Genomic DNA, 16,243 nt, shown 5'->3' with positions numbered 1-16,243 from the left:
GCTCCTCCCTGGTGGCTCAGCTGCCGATAACGCGGAGCGACGGCAGCCCCCGCCCGGGCCGGGCCAATCAGCCGCGGCGTTTGGCCTTGGCCTTCTTTCCACCCGGCGCCTTCGACCGCGAGGGTCTGTCTGAATACGTCTGTCCGCCGTGGCTGGACTTGTCGCGATGCTGCTTTTTGTTCGCGAACGCCGGCTGTTGGCCGGGTTTCGCCGGCCCCTCGCGATGCGGCTTGGCGCGCGGCTTGGCGTCCCTGCCCCCGCGCGGCTCATCGCGCTGCAGCGGATGGTAGGCCGTCTCGTCCGCCTCGCGCCGCGGCGGCCGCCTGTCGGCGCGCGGCCTGTCCGGCGACGCCGGCCCCGAGGGCGCGCCCGCCAGCGGCTCGATCCGGATATTGTCCTCCTTGTCGGGACGGCGAATGTTCGCAGTGAAAGCGTCGGCGACGCGCGCGGCGATCTCGAACTCGGTCGTCGTGTCCTGGATCTTGATGGCGCCGATGTCGTGCTTGTCGATGCCGCCGCGGCGGCAGATCATCGGCAGCAGCCAGCGCGCTTCCGCATTCTTCCTGCGCCCGATCGCCGCCCGGAACCAGATGCTCGGCTCGCCCATGCCGTGGCGCGCCGACGGCTTCCCCGTCTTCGTTCGGGGCGACGGTGGCCGCTCCTCGCCGCGCGCCGGCCTGACGGTGTCGCGACCGCGATCCTCGCGCGCACGGCCGCGATCCTGGCCTGGATCGAGAATGTCCTCGGGCGACGGCAGCCGCGCGCGATAGAGCCGCGCCAATGCGGCGGCGATGTCCTCGGCCGACCGCTCCGCCAGCAGCGCCTGCGCGAGCGCCAGATCCTCCGCCGTCGTCTCCTCGGTGAACACCTGGTCGTGCAGCATGCGCTCCTGATCGAGCTTGCGGATCTCATCCGCCTGCGGCGCGGCGCCCCACGCGGCCTCGATGCCGGCGAGGTTCAGCAGCGTTTCCGCGCGCCGTCGGCGGGCCGGCGGCACCAGCAGCACGCTCACGCCCTTGCGGCCGGCGCGGCCGGTGCGCCCCGAGCGATGCTGCATCACCTCGGGATCATTCGGCAGCTCGGCGTGGACGACGAGGTCGAGCTTCGCGAGATCGATGCCGCGTGCTGCGACGTCGGTTGCCACGCACACCCGCGCGCGCCCGTCGCGCAGCGACTGCAGCGCCGTGGTCCGCTCGTTCTGGGTCAGCTCACCCGACAGCGCGACGACGGAAAAGCCGCGCTCCAGCAGCGCCGCCTGCAGATGGCGCACCTTCTCGCGGGTGTTGCAGAACACGATCGCGCTCGGCGACTCGTAGAAGCGCAACACGTTGACGACCGCATGCTCGACATCGTCGGCGGCGATGCGGATGGCGCGGTACTCGATGTCGGCATGCCCGCCTTCGTCGCCCTCGACCTCGATCCGGAAGGCGTCGTCCTGATACTGCTTGGCCAGCGCGACGATGCCGCGCGGGAAAGTCGCCGAGAACAGCAGCGTCCGGCGCGTTTCCGGCGTGGTCTCGAGGATGAACTCGAGGTCCTCGCGAAAGCCGAGATTGAGCATCTCGTCGGCCTCGTCGAGCACCACGGCCTTCAGTTCCGAGATATCGAGACGCCCGCGCCGCAGATGATCGCACAGCCGCCCGGGGGTGCCGACGACGATGTGGGCCCCTGCCTCCAGCTCGCGCTGCTCGCGGCGCGGATCCATGCCGCCGACGCAGGAGACGACGCGCGCGCCCGCGTGCTGATAAAGCCATGCGAGCTCGCGCTGGACCTGCAAGGCAAGCTCGCGCGTGGGCGCCACGATCAGCGCCAGCGGCGCGGTGGCCCGCTCGAACCGCTCGGCCTCGCCCAGCAGGTTGTTCGCAAGCGCCAGCCCATAGGCCACGGTCTTGCCCGAGCCGGTCTGCGCCGAAACCAGGAGGTCACGGTCGACGGCGTCATGCGCAAGCACGGCGAGCTGTACGGGCGTCGGAGTTTCATAATTGCGCTCGGCCAGAGCGCGGGCGAGCGGCGGATTCGTCGTGGGAAAGGACAAGTGACCGGAAACCTCGTTTCGATCCGGCTGCTTTACGCCATGCCGCGCCGGAACACGAGGGCCGTGAACGGTCAAATCCTGTCCTGCTCAGTGCGCCCAGCCTGGCCAGGCGATACCGATGGTCGACGGCCGCGCGGCCCGGAAGATGCGAGACGCATGGCCACCGCTGCGCCAGATCTCGGCTACTCGTCGCTCCACGGCCAATGCCAGTGACGCCAGCCCCAGTTGCGCGGACCGCTGGCGTCCATGGCCGCCTTCTGCTTGTCATCGAGCGAGTCGTAGAGCGCCTGAAACGCCGGCCGGACGATCTTGATCGCCTGCTGCATCGTGTCGAGGCGCTGCTCCGCCAATGCGAGGCGGTCGGTCGCCTTGACCGGCGGCGTCGCCGGGCAGTCCTTCGTGATCAGCTCCGCCGCCTTGGCCGATGCCGCTTTGAGATCATCGAGCCGCGCCCGCTGCGCGTCGTTCGGCTTGATGGCGGCCTCGATCTGCGACATCCGCCACTCGGCAAATCCGGCCATGCGGGGATTGCAAAGGAAGCCGAAGCCCCGGCCGCCCATCATCCCCGGCCCCATCATCATGCCCGGGCCCCACCCTGGCCCGCCCGCGCCCGGCTGGGCAAAGCCCGGTGCGGCGGTGACGGTGACGATTGCGGCCGCGAAGACCAGCGCGCGTGGATCTAATCGCATAGCAGAACTCCTTGACGTGGCACCAATGAGTTTGCGCAAACTAAGCGAGCGGCGAGATCGCGTGCTTGAGCGAGATCAACGAGCCACGGACGAGCCATGGCGAATAGAGGAGATGACGATACGCAGCTATCGCTGGATATGGACGTCGGCGGTCGCATCGGGCTGCGGGACGCTGGCGCATATCGGCCTGATGGAGCTCAAGAGCCGGCTTCACCTATTGCCGCAGTTCGATCCCGCCTCGGCGCTTCTCGACACGCTCTCGCCCCTGTTCGCCCGAGCGATGCACGATGGGGCGCCGCTATGGTTGCTGTCGCAGCTCAACGGAGCCTTCCTGATCGGCCTGCTGTTCGGCCGCTTCTTCCACCGCCTGCCCGGCGGCAGCGGCGTCGCCAAAGGCTTCCTGCTCGGGCTCGCCGGCTGGGTGTTGCTGGGAATCGGTTTGTTTCCCGCCATCGGCCTTGGACCGTTCGCAACGTCGCTCGGGCTGGGCGCCGGCCCGGCGCTGTTTTCGCTGGCGATGGTCGAGGCGTACAGCGTCGTGCTGGGCGCCGTGTATGCGGCCCTGCAGAGACCGGATCCGAAGGCCGAGCTTCGCCGAGTCGGAGAAAGCGATCACGTCTGAGCGCCGCCGTCTCGTCTACTTCGAAAAGACCGAAATTTTTCGCTTTCGTTTTCTCGTAAATCGCGTATGATCCGCGTCGTCCTGCCCCATGCAGAGGGACGTACGCGTCGTCACGAACGTCGGGTGCGGGATGCGGTGGCCGCAGTCATGCCGGACGCGCCTTCGGCGCAGACGACCGGCATGACTGCGGACGCGAAGTCGCAGCGTCCTGACACCCCGATGCTGGTGTTACGTTCGCGACGGCGCTCGAGGCGCCGCGCGGATCATGGTGGCCAACACGCTCGGCGCACCAGGGAGACTGCGTATAAGCGTGAAGACATCGCGCAGGGAATGCCGGTTGATCGGCTTTGCCTGTGGTACCTGCCGCCTGCATTTTTTTCGCAGGCGGGCCATGGGTGAGGCCTTCACCCGGCATTCCCTGCACCCTCTCGTTTTGCAGAGGGTAAACAGGCCGCAGAACTCGGGCTGCTCATGCCGCGAGAATGCGAACGCACGTCGACAAGCCACGGCGCGCGTCAGCGCGACGCGGCGCCGATCCGGGACCCATACTCCGCGGCGGATATGATGTGGAGGGTGTCAAACGATCGGCCTGCCCCAAACCGCTCCCTGGGGTTATGGGTGCCGGCTTTCGCCGGGACGACAGCGGAGCATGTGAGCAGCACTGAACGCGGCGTCGTATTCAATGTTGCTAGCAAACAACCGCCCCACGATCAGCAAGGTTGCGCGCCCATCGCACCGCGACCTCAAATCCGCACCGCACCAAACGCAGAGCAGCAAGCTGCATCTCCGCTGGCGCAATGGCATGGGAATTGCTGAACTCGCACATCAATTCGTCGCTTGCGGAGACCATCGAATGCTTGAAGGAGCCGAAGTCCGGCTGGCCGTCGATATCGGAGGCACGTTCACCGATATCGTTCTCGACATCGGCTGTCAGCGCCGGACACGCAAGCTGCTGACCACGCCGGCGCAGCCCGAGCAGGCCGTGCTCGACGGCGTCAGCCTCATTCTCGCCGACGCGAAGGCGCGCATCAGCGACATCGACGTCTTCATTCACGGCACCACGCTCGCGACCAACGCCATCATCGAGCGCCGCGGCGCCAAGACCGCGCTGATCGCCACTTCCGGCTTTCGCGATGTTCTGGATATTGGAACCGAGAGCCGCTACGACCAGTACGATCTCTCGATCGACAAGCCGAAACCGCTGGTGCCGCGCTCCCTGCGCTTCACCGTGCCCGAGCGCGTCGATGCCCACGGAGACGTCAGGCTGCCGCTCGACGAAGCGGCGGTGCGTGCGCTGGTGCCGCAACTGCGCACGCTCGATGTCGCCAGCATCGCGATCGCCTTCCTCCACGCCTATGCCAATCCCGCGCATGAGCGCCGCGCCGCGGAGATCCTGGCCGAGGAAATGCCGGACATGTCGATCACCTTGTCCTCGGCGGTCTGTCCCGAAATCCGAGAATACGAACGCACGTCGACCGCCGTCGCCAACGCCTATGTGCAGCCGCTGATGGACAGCTATCTCGCGCGCATGGAGCAGGCGCTAAGGATCGAGCAGTTCCGCGGCGCGATCTATCTCGTCACGTCGGGCGGCGGCGTGACCTCGATCGCGACGGCGCGGCGCTTCCCGGTGCGCCTCGTCGAATCCGGTCCCGCAGGCGGCGCCATCTTCGCCGGCCAGATTGCGGCGCGGCTCGGCGAGCGCAAGGTGCTGTCGTTCGACATGGGCGGCACCACCGCCAAGATCTGTCTGATCGAGAACTTCGAGCCGGAGAGCTCGCGCGTGTTCGAGGTCGACCGTGCTGCGCGCTTCCTGAAAGGTTCGGGCCTGCCGGTGCGCATTCCCGTCATCGAGATGGTCGAGATCGGCGCCGGCGGCGGCTCGATTGCGCGGATCGACGCAATGAAGCGCGTCACCGTCGGCCCTGAGAGCGCCTCCTCCGAGCCCGGTCCTGCTTGCTACGGCCGCGGCGGCCAGCGTTCTGCCGTGACCGATTCCGACGTCGCACTCGGCATGATCGATCCCGATGCGTTCGCCGGCGGCACCATCAAGCTCGATCCCGAGCTGTCGAGACAGGCCCTGCTCCGCGACGTCGGCGCGCCGCTCGGCCTCGATGCCGAGACCGCGGCTTATGCGGTGCATGAAGTCGTTTGCGAGAACATGGCGAGCGCGGCGCGCGTCCACGCCGTCGAGCGTGGCGCCGTGATTGGTCAGCACACGCTGATCGCGTTCGGCGGCGCCGCGCCGCTGCATGCCGCCCGCGTCGCCGAGAAGATCGGCGTCGCCAGGGTGATCGTGCCGTCCAACGCCGGCGTCGGCTCGGCGGTCGGCTTCCTCGCGGCACCCATCGCCTACGAGCTGGTGCGCAGCCGCCATGCCCGGCTCGATGATTTCGATACGGCGCTCGTCTCCAGCCTGCTGCAGGAGATGGCGGACGAGGCGCGTGCGCTGGTCGAGCCGGGTGCGGCTGGAGCTGCGGTGCGCGAGCGCCGCGCCGCCTTCATGCGCTATGTCGGCCAAGGTCACGAGATCAATGTCGAGCTGCCGAACCGCCCGCTCACCGCGCACGACCTGCCAGCACTGCGCGCCTCGTTCGAGGCGGGCTATGCCGCTTTGTTCGAGCGCCCGATCCCCGGTGCAGCGATCGAGGTGCTGAGCTGGTCTGTGCTCGCGACGACGGACGCGCACCAACCGCCTGCTGTCGCCGAGGTGCAGCGCAAGCCCGCGGGGCAAGCCGCCGGCCATCGCAAATTCTTCGACGGCCGCGCCGGCCGCTTCGTCGACATCCCGCTGTATCGCCGCGAGCAGATGATGCCGGGCGCCGTCATCGCGGGACCGGCCGTGATCGCCGAGGACGAAACCTCGACCTTCATCTCCAACAGTTTTGACGCACATATCGACGGTGCCGGAAGCATCGTCATGGAACGGAAGGCGGCCTGAGATGAGCCAGTTCCAAGCGACGAGCCTGATCGACCTGCAGATCATGTGGCACCGGCTGATCGCCGTGGTCGAGGAGCAGGCCCAGGTGCTGCTGCGCACCGCCTTCAGCCCGATCGTGCGCGAATGCGGCGACCTCTCCGCCGGCGTGTTCGACCTGAAGGGCCGCATGCTGGCGCAGGCCGTCACCGGCACGCCCGGCCACGTCAACTCGATGGCCGAGTCGGTGAAGCACTTCATCACGCATTTCCCGATTGCGACGATGAAGCCGGGCGATGCCTACATCACCAACGATCCCTGGATGGGCACCGGCCATCTCAACGACTTCGTCGTCACCACGCCCTGCTTCAAGGACGGCGAGCCGGTCGCGCTGTTCTCCTGCACCAGCCATCTGATGGACATCGGCGGCATCGGCTTCGGCCCCGATGGCACCGACGTATTCATGGAAGGACTGTACATCCCGATGCTGAAGCTGATCGACCAGGGCGTCGTCAACGAGACGCTGATGGCGATGATCAGAGCGAATACACGCCTGCCGGTGGACACCGAGGGCGACACCTACTCGCTCGCCGCCTGCAACGATGTCGGCTGCCAGCGCCTGGTCGAGATGATGACCGAGTTCGGCATTGCCTCGCTCGATGAGCTCGGCGACTACATCTGCGACCGCTCGCGCGAGGCCGTCCTGGCCGAGATTGCCAAGCTGCCCAAGGGCACCTGGCGCAACGAGATGGTCGTCGACGGCTACGACGCGCCGGTGACTTTGAAGGCAGCGCTGACGATCTCGGACGACGGCATCCACGTCGATTTCGACGGCACGTCGAAGGCCTCGAAGTTCGGCATTAACGTGCCGCTGTCCTACACCACGGCCTACACCGTGTTCGGGCTCGGCTGCGTCGTGGCCTCCGCGATCCCCAACAATGCCGGCTCGCTGTCGCCGCTCACAGTGTCGGCGCCATCGGGCGCGATCCTCAATGCGCCGAAGCCCGCGCCGGTCGCCTCGCGCCATGTCATCGGCCAGATGCTGCCCGACGTGGTGTTCGGCTGCCTGCGCCAGATCATCCCGGAGCGCGTACCTGCCGAAGGCACCTCCTGCCTGTGGAATCTCAATGTGCGCGGCCAGACCCGCTCCGGCGCCGGCGGCAATTACGGACTCTCGATGGCGGTGACCTCGAACGGCGGCACCGGTGCCCGCTTCGACAAGGACGGGCTGTCGGCGACCGCCTATCCCTCGGGCGTCCGCGGCACGCCGGTCGAAATTGCCGAGACGCAGACGCCGCTGATCTTCTGGCGCAAGGAGCTGCGGCCGGATTCCGGCGGCGCCGGCCGCACCCGCGGCGGCCTCGGCCAGATCATCGAGGTCGGCAGCGGCGTCGATGCGCCGTTTGACATCCTCGCCGCCTTCGACCGCATCGATCACCCGCCGCGCGGCCGCGACGGCGGCCACAACGGCCAGGCCGGCTATGTCGGGCTCAAGTCGGGAAAGAAGCTGCGCGGCAAGGGTTTCCAGACCGTGCCGCCGGACGACCGGCTGGTGGTGCTGACACCCGGCGGTGCCGGCATCGGCGATCCCAGGGAGCGGGCCGCAGAGCTGGTGCGGAGCGATGTCGAGAGCGGACTGGTGTCGGCGGACAATGCAGCAAAGCTCTACGGACAGGCGCGGTGAGATCTCATGCCCGCCGGAACATTTATGGCCTCATGGTTCGAGACGCGTCGCAAGGGCGACGCTCCTCACCATGAGGGTTTAGTACCGCGATCGATGCTGCACATTGACCATGAGAAAAGTCCTCATGGAGAGGATCAGCATCTTGCCGCGCAACGTACCCTCATCCTGAGGAGCCCGCCGCAGGCGGGCGTCTCGAAGGATGGCCGCGAGCATAGTGCTCGCCCAACCTTTTTCGATCTCATGCAAATAGCTCAGCAACGAACCCGGAGACACTCATGATCACGCGACGGACGTTCACGGCAGGTGCAGCTACCCTGCTCGCAGCCAGCCATGTCTCAACGAGGGCACGCGCCGCAACGACGACCTGGGACATGTCCACGGTCTGGCCCGACGGCAACTTCCACACCCAGAATGCGATGGCCTTTGCCGAGGAGGTGAAGAAGCAGACGGGCGGTGCGGTCAACATCACCGTGAAGGCCGGCGGTCAGCTTGGCTTCAAAGGGCCTGAGCATTTGCGCGCCGTGCGCGACGGCCTGGTGCCGCTGGCGGACGTGCTCAACATCCAGCAGGTCGGCGACGAGCCGTTCATGGGTGTCGAGAGCATCCCGTTCCTCGCCGGCTCGATGGACGAGCTCAAGGCGCTGCACAAATATGTGCGGCCCGAGTACGACAAGATCGCCGCGCGCAACAACCAGAAGATCCTCTACATCGTGCCGTGGCCGACGCAGTATCTGCATCTCAAGGTCAAGACGAACGACGTCGCCGGGCTGAAGAACATCAAGATCCGCGTGCCCGACAAGAACGCGGTCGACATGCTCAACGCCATCGGCATGGCCGCTGTCATGATCCCCTGGGGCGAGACGATCCCGGCGCTGGCCTCGGGCGCCGTCGCCGGCGTCTCGACCTCGTCGGTATCGGGTGTCGACGGCAAGTTCTGGGAGTTCCTCAAATACGTCTACCCGACCAACCATGTGTGGTCGTCGCAGATGCTCAACGTGAACCTGGATTCCTGGAAGGCGCTGGCGCCCGAGCAGCAGACAATCATCACCGACATCGCCGCGAAGATGGAGCCGACCTTCTGGGCCAACTCGGTCAAGGCCGACGTCGACAGCCTCAACCGCCTCAAGGAAGGCGGCATGGAAGTCGTTGCGGTCTCCGACGCCATGATGACGGAAATCCGGACCAAGACCGCGCCGCTGATGGACGCCTTCCTCAAGCGCGTGCCCGCCGCCGAAGCGCCGGTGAAGGCCTATCTCGCCGAGATGAAGCGTGGCTGAGGGCCTCGTGGAGCCGTCGCCGGGCCAGACGGCGAGCCTCAACGCAGCGGCGCCGGCGCCGCTGCGCATCCTGCTCGACGTCATCGACCGGCTCGGCCGGCTCGATGGCTGGATCGGCGGCGGTTGCCTGCTGACGCTGACGTTGCTGATGCTTGCCGAGGTCACGACGCGGGCACTGTCGAACGTGCTGCCGTTCTTCCCGCCGACGATCTCGATCGCCTGGGAATACTCGTCCTACCTGATGGCGGCCTCGTTCACCTTCGGCGCCGCCATGACGCTCCGCGTCGGCGGCCACATCCGCGTCGTGCTGCTCCTGAAGAACGTGCCGGCACCGCTGCAGCGCGCGATGGAGGTGCTGGCGGCAGCCGCCGGCTTCGCCTTCATGGCGTTCCTGACCTGGGCGATGACGAAGTTCGCCTTTGGCTCGTTCATGCGCGGCCAGGTCTCGACCTCGAGCGACACGCCGCTGTGGTTTCCGCAGGCCGTCGTCACCTTCGGCATGCTGCTGCTGACCCTGCAATTCCTCGCGCGTGCAATCCAGGCCGCGCTGGGGCTGCCCGTGGAGGATCACCGGATGAAGGCCTCGCCGGTCGAATGAAAACGTCCTCCCTCCGTCATGCCCGGGCTTGTCCCGGGCATCCATGTCCCTCCCCGCCCGCCCCACTCACCGCGGACTCCGTCGCCTCATGACCATCGAAGTCATCGCCCTGTTCGCCATCCTGTTCGCGCTGCTGGCCGGCGGCCTGTGGATCGGGCTGACGCTTGCCTTCACCGCAACCCTGCTGCTGGCGATGTTCCGGTCGATCCCGCTGGACAAGCTGCTTCCGCAATATGCCTGGAACATCCTGACCACCCAGGAGCTGCTGGCGCTGCCGCTGTTCATCCTGATGGGCGAATTGCTGTTCCGCACTCGGCTGTCGCGCTCGCTGTTCCAGGGCCTGGCGCCGTGGGCCGGCCTGCTGCCGGGCCGCCTGCTCCACGTCAACGTCATCGGCTGCACCATCTTCGCCGCGATCTCCGGCTCGTCGGCGGCGACGACGCAGGTGATCGGCCGGATGTCGCTCAACGAGCTGCTGCGCCGCGGCTATTCGCGCGACATCGCGATCGGCTCGCTGGCCGGCGCCGGCACGCTCGGCTTCCTGATCCCGCCGTCGAACATCATGATCATCTATGGCGTGCTCGGCGACGTCTCGATCCTCAAGCTGTTCACCGCCGGCGTGCTGCCGGGGCTGCTGCTGGCCGGCACCTTCATGGGCTGGGTGATGCTGCACACCACGCTGAAGCCTTCGATGGTGCCGAAGGCGGAGGCGCTGCTGTCGCAGGTCCCCTGGGCCGAGCGCTTCGCGGCGCTGAAGGACCTGGCGCCGGCCCTGTTCCTGATCGCTTGCGTGCTCGGCTCGATGTATGGCGGCCTCGCCACGCCGTCGGAGGCCGCCGCCGTCGGCGTGCTCGGCGCGGCGCTGGTCGCCTATTTTCAGGGGTCGATGTCGCAGCAGGTGGTGCGCGACGTGATGATCGGCTCGGTCATCACCTGCTCGATGATCGCGCTGATCGTGCTCGGCGCGTCGATCCTGGGCAATGCCGCGGCCTTCCTCGGCATCCCGCAAGCCGTGGCCGCCTTCGTGAAGGGGCTCGGCCTGTCACCGTTCATGCTGATCGCCGTGCTGATCGTGTTCTACCTGATCCTCGGCTGCTTTCTCGACGGCTTCTCGATGATCGTGATGACGCTCCCGATCGTGCTGCCGATCGTGAAGGGAGCCGGCTTCGACGAGGTCTGGTTCGGGATCTTCCTGGTGCTTGCCGTCGAGATGGCCCAGATCACGCCGCCGGTCGGCTTCAACCTGTTCGTGATTCAGGGACTGACGGAGGACGGTCTCGGCTACATCGCCCGCGTGACCGCCCCCTACCTCGTCATCATGATCGCCTTCGTGCTGCTGCTCACGCTGTTCCCGGGCATCGTGACCATCCTGCCACGATTGCTCTACGGGTAGCGCTTGTCAGGCCGCGCGCATCCCGTCGAGGAACTTCTGCACCTCGGCCTTCAGCCGCAGGCTCTCGCTGGACAGCGCCTGGGCGGACGCGAACATCCGGTTGGAGCTTTCGCCGGTCTCGCCTGCCCCACGCGCCGCGCTGCGGATGTTCTCGACGACCTCTGCGGTGCCGGTCGCGGCCGAGCGGACGCTCTGGGTGATGTTCTGCGTGGCGGCGCGCTGCTGTTCGACGGCGGCCGAGATCGAGGCGGCGATCCCGTTGATGCGCTCGATGGTCGAGCCGATCGCCTTGATGGCGTCGACCGATTCTTGGGTCACGGTCTGCATGTTGGCGATCTGGCTGGAGATCTCCTCCGTCGCCTTGGCGGTCTGCCCGGCCAGGGTCTTGACCTCCTGAGCGACCACCGCGAAGCCGCGGCCGGCATCGCCGGCTCGGGCCGCCTCGATGGTGGCGTTGAGCGCCAGCAGGTTGGTCTGCTCGGCGATCGAGGTGATCAGCTTGACGACGTCGCCGATGCGGTTGCCGGCGTCGGACAGCTCCTTGATGCGCTGGTCGGTCGCGGTGGCCTGGTTGACTGCCTCGGCGGCGATGGCGTTGGACTCCTGCACGCGACGGATGATCTCGGCGATCGAGCCGGACAGCTCGTCCGAGGCAGCAGCCGCGGTGCGGACGTGCTCGGAGGCGGTTTCCGAAGCGCCGGCCGAATGGCCGGACAGGTCGGCGGTGGTCCGCGCGGTCTGGGTGAGCTGGCGCGCCTCGTGCTCGAACTCGCCCGACGAGGTCAGGACGTTCTCGATGATGCCGCCGATGCTCGCCTGGAACGAATCGACGAAACGCTGCAGCTCGGCCTTGCGCTGCTCGACAGCCGCTGCGGCCGCAGCCGTCTGCTCCTCGCGCATCCGGCGCCGCTCGCTCGCGGCACTGCGGAACACGACCAGGCTGCGGGCGATCTCACCGATCTCGTCGCTGCGGTCATCGGACTTGATCGCAACGTCCTCGCGGCCCTCGGCGATGGCGGTGAGCGCGTCGGTCACCGCGGCGAGAGGCTTGGTGACGCGGCGCACCGCCAGCATGGTCAGGCCGAGCACCAGCAGCGCGGCGATCGCAGCGGCGACGACCATGGTCCGCATCGCCTGCGACAGCATGGCGTCGAGCTCGGCCATGGGCACGCCGACATACAGAATGCCGATCACCTTTCCAGCCGGATTGGTGACGGGAAAATAAGCGGTCATGAACGACTTGCCGAACAGCGTCGCGGGGCCCTTGTAAGCCTCGCCGCGGCGCAGCAGCGCCTGCGCCGGATGATCCGCGGCAAGCTGGGTGCCCACGGCGCGGTCGCCATTCTCCTTCTTCACGTTGGTCGAGCGGCGGACGAACTGGCCGCTGTCATCGACCACGAACAGCGTGGCGCTGCCGCCGACATAGGACACCGCGCGATCGACGATCGCGTGATCCTTGATCTCGGGAATCGCCGTAATCTCGATGCGCGTAACGACGCCGTTCTGCACGCTGACTTTCGCGTCCTTGAACGTTTCAGTGAACGTCAGCGCAAAGGTGCGCAGATTGCCTTCGATGTCGCGCTTGGCGCGGTCGGCGAAGTCAGAGGACAGCGACCAGTACGCTGCGCCGACGACCAGGGCGGTATTCAGGGCGATCACGACAACGGCGCCGATCAGCGCCTTGGTGCCGAGCTTCAATTTGACGGACACGTCATAAACCTTCCAGGGGAACTGCAACTGAATCTCAAAGTGCCCGTAGTTCGTTTCAAAGCAGTTATTTTCCGGAGCGTAGAATACCGGAACTCTCTATAAATACGGCAGTAAGATACCCTGATCATGTCCTCCTCCCCCATCATCGTGTGGTTTCGCGAGAGCCTGCGGCTCTCTGACCACCCCGCGTTGTATGAAGCAGCAAGGTCGGGCACTCGGATCGTTTGTAGTTACGTCCACGATCAGGAAAGCCCTGGGTTGCGTCCGCTCGGCGGCGCGACGCGCTGGTGGCTCGCGCAATCGTTGCGTGCACTCCAGGCCGAACTACATGCGCTCGGCGCCGGGCTCGTGATCCGCCGTGGAGCCGCGGCCGAGGTGCTCTGCGAACTGGCGCGTGAGACCAAGGCCGGCGCGGTGTACTGGAACGATGTCGCGCAGGCCGCTCCCCGCGCCGTGGCTGCCGATGTCGAAGCAGCACTCGCCGAGATCGGCGTCTCTTCACGCGTGTTTCCCGATGACCTTCTGGTCGATCCGGCCGAGTTGCGCGGCAAGGATGGACGCGGGCCGCGCGTGTTCACGCCGTTCTGGAAGCGCGTGCTCGCTCTGGGTGATCCGCCGAAGCCGCTGCCGCGGCCGGCCCGGCTGTCGCACGCCCCCGGCGGCGCGAGCTTGCCGATCGACGAGCTCGCGCTCGAGCCGCTCAAGCCCGACTGGGCGGGCGGCCTGCGCGCGTCATGGCAAGCCGGCGAGCGCGCGGCACAGGCGCGCCTCGCCAGCTTTCTCGAAACGGCCGTTCAGACCTATGCCGCCGATCGCGACCGGCCCGACATCGAGGCGACCTCCCGGCTGTCGCCGCATCTGCGCTTCGGCGAGATCAGCCCGCGCCAGGTCTGGCATGCGGCGCGATTTGCCGCCGCCGAGCGTCCGGCTTCCGCCGCCGGCATCGACAAGTTCCTGAGCGAGCTCGGCTGGCGCGAGTTCAGCCGCCACCTGCTCTACAACAATCCCGACCTCGCAACCCGCAACCTGCAGCCGTCATTCGACGCCTTTCCCTGGGCTCAGGATGATGCAGCGCTGCAGGCCTGGCAGCGCGGGCGAACCGGATATCCGATCGTCGACGCCGGCATGCGCGAGCTCTGGCATACCGGAAGCATGCACAACCGCGTCCGTATGGTGGTCGCCTCGCTGCTCGTGAAGCACCTTCTGATCGACTGGCGGCTCGGCGAACAGTGGTTCTGGGACACGCTGGTCGACGCCGACCCGGGCAGCAATCCGGCAAGTTGGCAATGGGTTGCAGGATCGGGCGCCGACGCCGCGCCGTACTTCCGCGTCTTCAATCCCGTGCTGCAGGGCGAGAAGTTCGATTCTCACGGGACCTATGTCCGCCGCTGGGTGCCGGAGCTGGCGCGCCTGCCGGCCGCGCTGGTCCACCAGCCCTGGGCGGCAAAGCCGCTCGAGCTCGCGGAGGCCGGGGTTGCACTCGGCCGCACCTACCCGGCGCCGTTCGTGGATCACAAGCCCGGGCGGGAGCGCGCGCTGGCAGCCTACGCGAGCTTGCGCACAAGTGATTAGTTGGGGTGCGCTTTGACAGCACGGAGAATCCAGCTATCGTCGCGGGGTTTCCAACAAATCGGGGGACCCGATATGGACGACACTCCACTCTCTGATCCGACCGTGACCGAGACCAGCATGCCCGCCGAGGCGCCGAAGGATCCGGTGATCACGACGGCACCTAAGGCCCGGCGAGCGGCCAAGAAGACCGCGAAGAAGACCTCCAAGAAGGCTGCACCCAAGCGGGCCGCCGCCAAGGCCAAGAAGGTCGCGACCAAGAAGTCCGCCAAGAAGACTGTGAAGAAGACCGTGAAGAAGGCGGCCAAGAAAGCTGCGAAGAAGACGGCCAAGAAGGCCACCAAGAAAGCGGCCAAGAAGACGAAGAAGGCCAAGCGCTGATTCTGCTCGGCCCGGCCTGAAGGCAGGCGATCGGCTTGCCCGGCCGACTCGGCGAAACAATCCAGTGCCCGGTCGTGGGGGACAATCTGGCGCTGGATTGTTTCGTGAGGTGTCGTCCGGATGCCGGCCCGGAACCACGATCCGGTGTCCAGGGCATAACGCAGCAAACATGCGGCACCCGGCGCGACGATCGGAGCCGTCGGAGAGGCCGGCGTCTCGAGGAGGAACGTCGTCCTCACCAGACGTCAGGACAGGGGTCGACGATCTTCCAGAGCTCGATGCCGTTCTTGATCCGCTTCATCTCGGTGGTGAGCCCGCCGTTGCGCCGGATCCAGTCCTTCACCGAATCGGGGTAATAGGACATCAGCTCGGACGTCCCCTCCACGCTGGTGACCTTGATGCCGAACGTGAACGCCTTGTCGTAATAGGCCTGGTGGAAGCCGAGGCTGGCCCTGGGCGTGACGCAGATCCTGTTGAGCGGCACCAAGCCGAAGACGAGCGTACAGGCCGAATTGCAGATGCCGTCGATGATGACGCGCTGATGCGTTTCCCGGATGTGCTTGTACTTGGCCTTGTACTCTTCGATGTAGCCACCATGATCGCGCGTAATGTGCAAATCCGCACGCACCGGGCTAGCGGCGACCAGCAGGAGCACGACGCTTGGGATCAGGCGATTCATGGATCGGACGGGCAAACCCGGTCTTTTCTGGCGCTGTCGCGACAACGCCTCGAGCCAAATGCACGACGGCACTTGCCGGACCTTGTCATGGTCTCCTTAAGCATGCGGAAAAGGCCAAAATTTTGACGAACTATCGCCTTTTGCGCACCCTTTCCGCCACTTCCGCGTTAGGCTACCGGCCAGACGGCCGGCCTTGACGTCGTTTTCCGGAGAAGAGAAAAGTCATGAGCAAGCTCGCATCCCTCGCCGCCGCCTTGATCGTGTCAACTGCCGCCCTGGTGCCCGCCACGTCCGAGGCACGCAGCCATCATCGGCATCATCGCCACCACTACGGGCTGCCCTACGCCATCAGCTTCCTGCACAATTATGGCCCCGGCCCGCTGCCCGGCACCTTTGCGTTCTATGACGGTCCTTCCACCAACCACTGCTACCAGAGCTCGGCCGCCTATATCGGCCAGGACCGACGCCGGCATCCCTGCTTCTGATGCCATCCGGGGACGCCGAGCCAGGTTCGGCGAACGACCATTCATGCGCGGCGGAGGCTGGCCTTGCCCATCCAAGTCTGGTATCCCGGTGACGCGGGAGATTTGGCCCGCACCGCGCGCTCGTAGCTCAGCTGGATAGAGCATCGGATTTCGATTCCGAGGGTCGGGAGTTCGAATCTCTCCGAGCGCGCCAGCCATTACCCGACC

13 protein-coding genes and 1 tRNA gene are annotated in these 16,243 nt (G+C 66.6%); 10 read left to right on the top strand and 4 right to left on the bottom strand.

Going from position 1 to position 16,243, the window contains the following annotated elements; all coding sequences use genetic code 11:
* Window positions 1-67: 67 nt before the first annotated feature.
* Window positions 68-2,035 carry a DEAD/DEAH box helicase gene (locus tag QW868_RS24780; protein ID WP_316231752.1) on the bottom strand — a complete coding sequence of 656 codons (1,968 nt, stop codon included), beginning with the start codon at window positions 2,033-2,035 and terminating at the stop codon, window positions 68-70.
* A 182-nt stretch (window positions 2,036-2,217) separates the two neighbouring features.
* Entirely contained in the window at window positions 2,218-2,724 is a 507-nt protein-coding gene (locus tag QW868_RS24775; protein ID WP_315737670.1) for a Spy/CpxP family protein refolding chaperone, read from the bottom strand.
* A gap of 112 nt (window positions 2,725-2,836) precedes the next feature.
* On the opposite strand from QW868_RS24775, the gene QW868_RS24770 reads away from it, so the two are divergent.
* The 6 genes from QW868_RS24770 to QW868_RS24745 all read left to right on the top strand — a co-directional run bounded on the left by QW868_RS24770 (window position 2,837) and on the right by QW868_RS24745 (window position 11,212).
* Window positions 2,837-3,346 carry a DUF6789 family protein gene (locus tag QW868_RS24770; protein ID WP_316231751.1) on the top strand — a complete coding sequence of 170 codons (510 nt, stop codon included), beginning with the start codon at window positions 2,837-2,839 and terminating at the stop codon, window positions 3,344-3,346.
* Window positions 3,347-4,199: 853 nt separating this feature from the next.
* A complete protein-coding gene (locus tag QW868_RS24765; protein ID WP_315776579.1) occupies window positions 4,200-6,284 on the top strand; it encodes a hydantoinase/oxoprolinase family protein in 2,085 nt (694 codons plus the stop codon).
* Window position 6,285: 1 nt separating this feature from the next.
* Complete coding sequence (locus tag QW868_RS24760; protein ID WP_316231750.1) at window positions 6,286-7,944, top strand: hydantoinase B/oxoprolinase family protein; 1,659 nt, start codon at window positions 6,286-6,288, stop codon at window positions 7,942-7,944.
* Between the two features lie 275 nt (window positions 7,945-8,219).
* Complete coding sequence (locus tag QW868_RS24755; RefSeq protein WP_315776581.1) at window positions 8,220-9,221, top strand: TRAP transporter substrate-binding protein; 1,002 nt, start codon at window positions 8,220-8,222, stop codon at window positions 9,219-9,221.
* Complete coding sequence (locus QW868_RS24750; RefSeq protein WP_315737665.1) at window positions 9,214-9,819, top strand: TRAP transporter small permease; 606 nt, start codon at window positions 9,214-9,216, stop codon at window positions 9,817-9,819. Before QW868_RS24755 ends, QW868_RS24750 begins: the two co-directional genes overlap by 8 nt.
* 88 nt (window positions 9,820-9,907) lie before the next feature.
* Window positions 9,908-11,212, top strand: a complete 1,305-nt coding sequence (locus QW868_RS24745; RefSeq protein ID WP_315776583.1) for a TRAP transporter large permease subunit — start codon at window positions 9,908-9,910, stop codon at window positions 11,210-11,212.
* Between the two features lie 6 nt (window positions 11,213-11,218).
* Here QW868_RS24745 and QW868_RS24740 read toward each other — a convergent pair whose 3' ends face one another.
* Window positions 11,219-12,922, bottom strand: a complete 1,704-nt coding sequence (locus tag QW868_RS24740) for a methyl-accepting chemotaxis protein (protein ID WP_316231749.1) — start codon at window positions 12,920-12,922, stop codon at window positions 11,219-11,221.
* A gap of 126 nt (window positions 12,923-13,048) precedes the next feature.
* Between QW868_RS24740 and QW868_RS24735 the strand changes: the two genes are divergently transcribed.
* Both QW868_RS24735 and QW868_RS24730 read left to right on the top strand, forming a co-directional pair.
* Window positions 13,049-14,494, top strand: a complete 1,446-nt coding sequence (locus QW868_RS24735; RefSeq protein WP_315798635.1) for a deoxyribodipyrimidine photo-lyase — start codon at window positions 13,049-13,051, stop codon at window positions 14,492-14,494.
* 72 nt (window positions 14,495-14,566) lie between these two features.
* Window positions 14,567-14,872 carry a histone gene (locus QW868_RS24730; RefSeq protein ID WP_315776586.1) on the top strand — a complete coding sequence of 102 codons (306 nt, stop codon included), beginning with the start codon at window positions 14,567-14,569 and terminating at the stop codon, window positions 14,870-14,872.
* A gap of 235 nt (window positions 14,873-15,107) precedes the next feature.
* On the opposite strand, the gene QW868_RS24725 is transcribed toward QW868_RS24730, so the two are convergent.
* Window positions 15,108-15,551, bottom strand: a complete 444-nt coding sequence (locus tag QW868_RS24725) for a hypothetical protein (protein ID WP_315737660.1) — start codon at window positions 15,549-15,551, stop codon at window positions 15,108-15,110.
* 224 nt (window positions 15,552-15,775) lie between these two features.
* Here QW868_RS24725 and QW868_RS24720 point away from each other — a divergent pair, with 224 nt between their 5' ends.
* Together QW868_RS24720 and QW868_RS24715 are read left to right on the top strand one after the other, a co-directional pair.
* Window positions 15,776-16,036, top strand: a complete 261-nt coding sequence (locus QW868_RS24720) for a hypothetical protein (RefSeq protein ID WP_315737659.1) — start codon at window positions 15,776-15,778, stop codon at window positions 16,034-16,036.
* A 116-nt stretch (window positions 16,037-16,152) separates the two neighbouring features.
* Window positions 16,153-16,229, top strand: a tRNA-Arg gene (locus QW868_RS24715).
* Window positions 16,230-16,243: the final 14 nt, after the last annotated feature.

The sequence above is a fragment of the Bradyrhizobium sp. SZCCHNR1051 genome (genome assembly GCF_032489615.1).
GTDB lineage: Bacteria > Pseudomonadota > Alphaproteobacteria > Rhizobiales > Xanthobacteraceae > Bradyrhizobium.
This window is presented reverse-complemented; position numbering and strand designations above follow the sequence as displayed.

Coding starts and splice junctions, on each gene's coding strand:
- QW868_RS24730 (WP_315776586.1), top strand. CDS start 14,567: ATGGACGACACTCCACTCTCTGATCCGACCGTGACCGAGACCAGCATG.
- QW868_RS24720 (WP_315737659.1), top strand. CDS start 15,776: ATGAGCAAGCTCGCATCCCTCGCCGCCGCCTTGATCGTGTCAACTGCC.
- QW868_RS24755 (WP_315776581.1), top strand. CDS start 8,220: ATGATCACGCGACGGACGTTCACGGCAGGTGCAGCTACCCTGCTCGCA.
- QW868_RS24770 (WP_316231751.1), top strand. CDS start 2,837: ATGACGATACGCAGCTATCGCTGGATATGGACGTCGGCGGTCGCATCG.
- QW868_RS24765 (WP_315776579.1), top strand. CDS start 4,200: ATGCTTGAAGGAGCCGAAGTCCGGCTGGCCGTCGATATCGGAGGCACG.
- QW868_RS24775 (WP_315737670.1), bottom strand. CDS start 2,724: ATGCGATTAGATCCACGCGCGCTGGTCTTCGCGGCCGCAATCGTCACC.
- QW868_RS24760 (WP_316231750.1), top strand. CDS start 6,286: ATGAGCCAGTTCCAAGCGACGAGCCTGATCGACCTGCAGATCATGTGG.
- QW868_RS24735 (WP_315798635.1), top strand. CDS start 13,049: ATGTCCTCCTCCCCCATCATCGTGTGGTTTCGCGAGAGCCTGCGGCTC.
- QW868_RS24745 (WP_315776583.1), top strand. CDS start 9,908: ATGACCATCGAAGTCATCGCCCTGTTCGCCATCCTGTTCGCGCTGCTG.
- QW868_RS24725 (WP_315737660.1), bottom strand. CDS start 15,551: ATGAATCGCCTGATCCCAAGCGTCGTGCTCCTGCTGGTCGCCGCTAGC.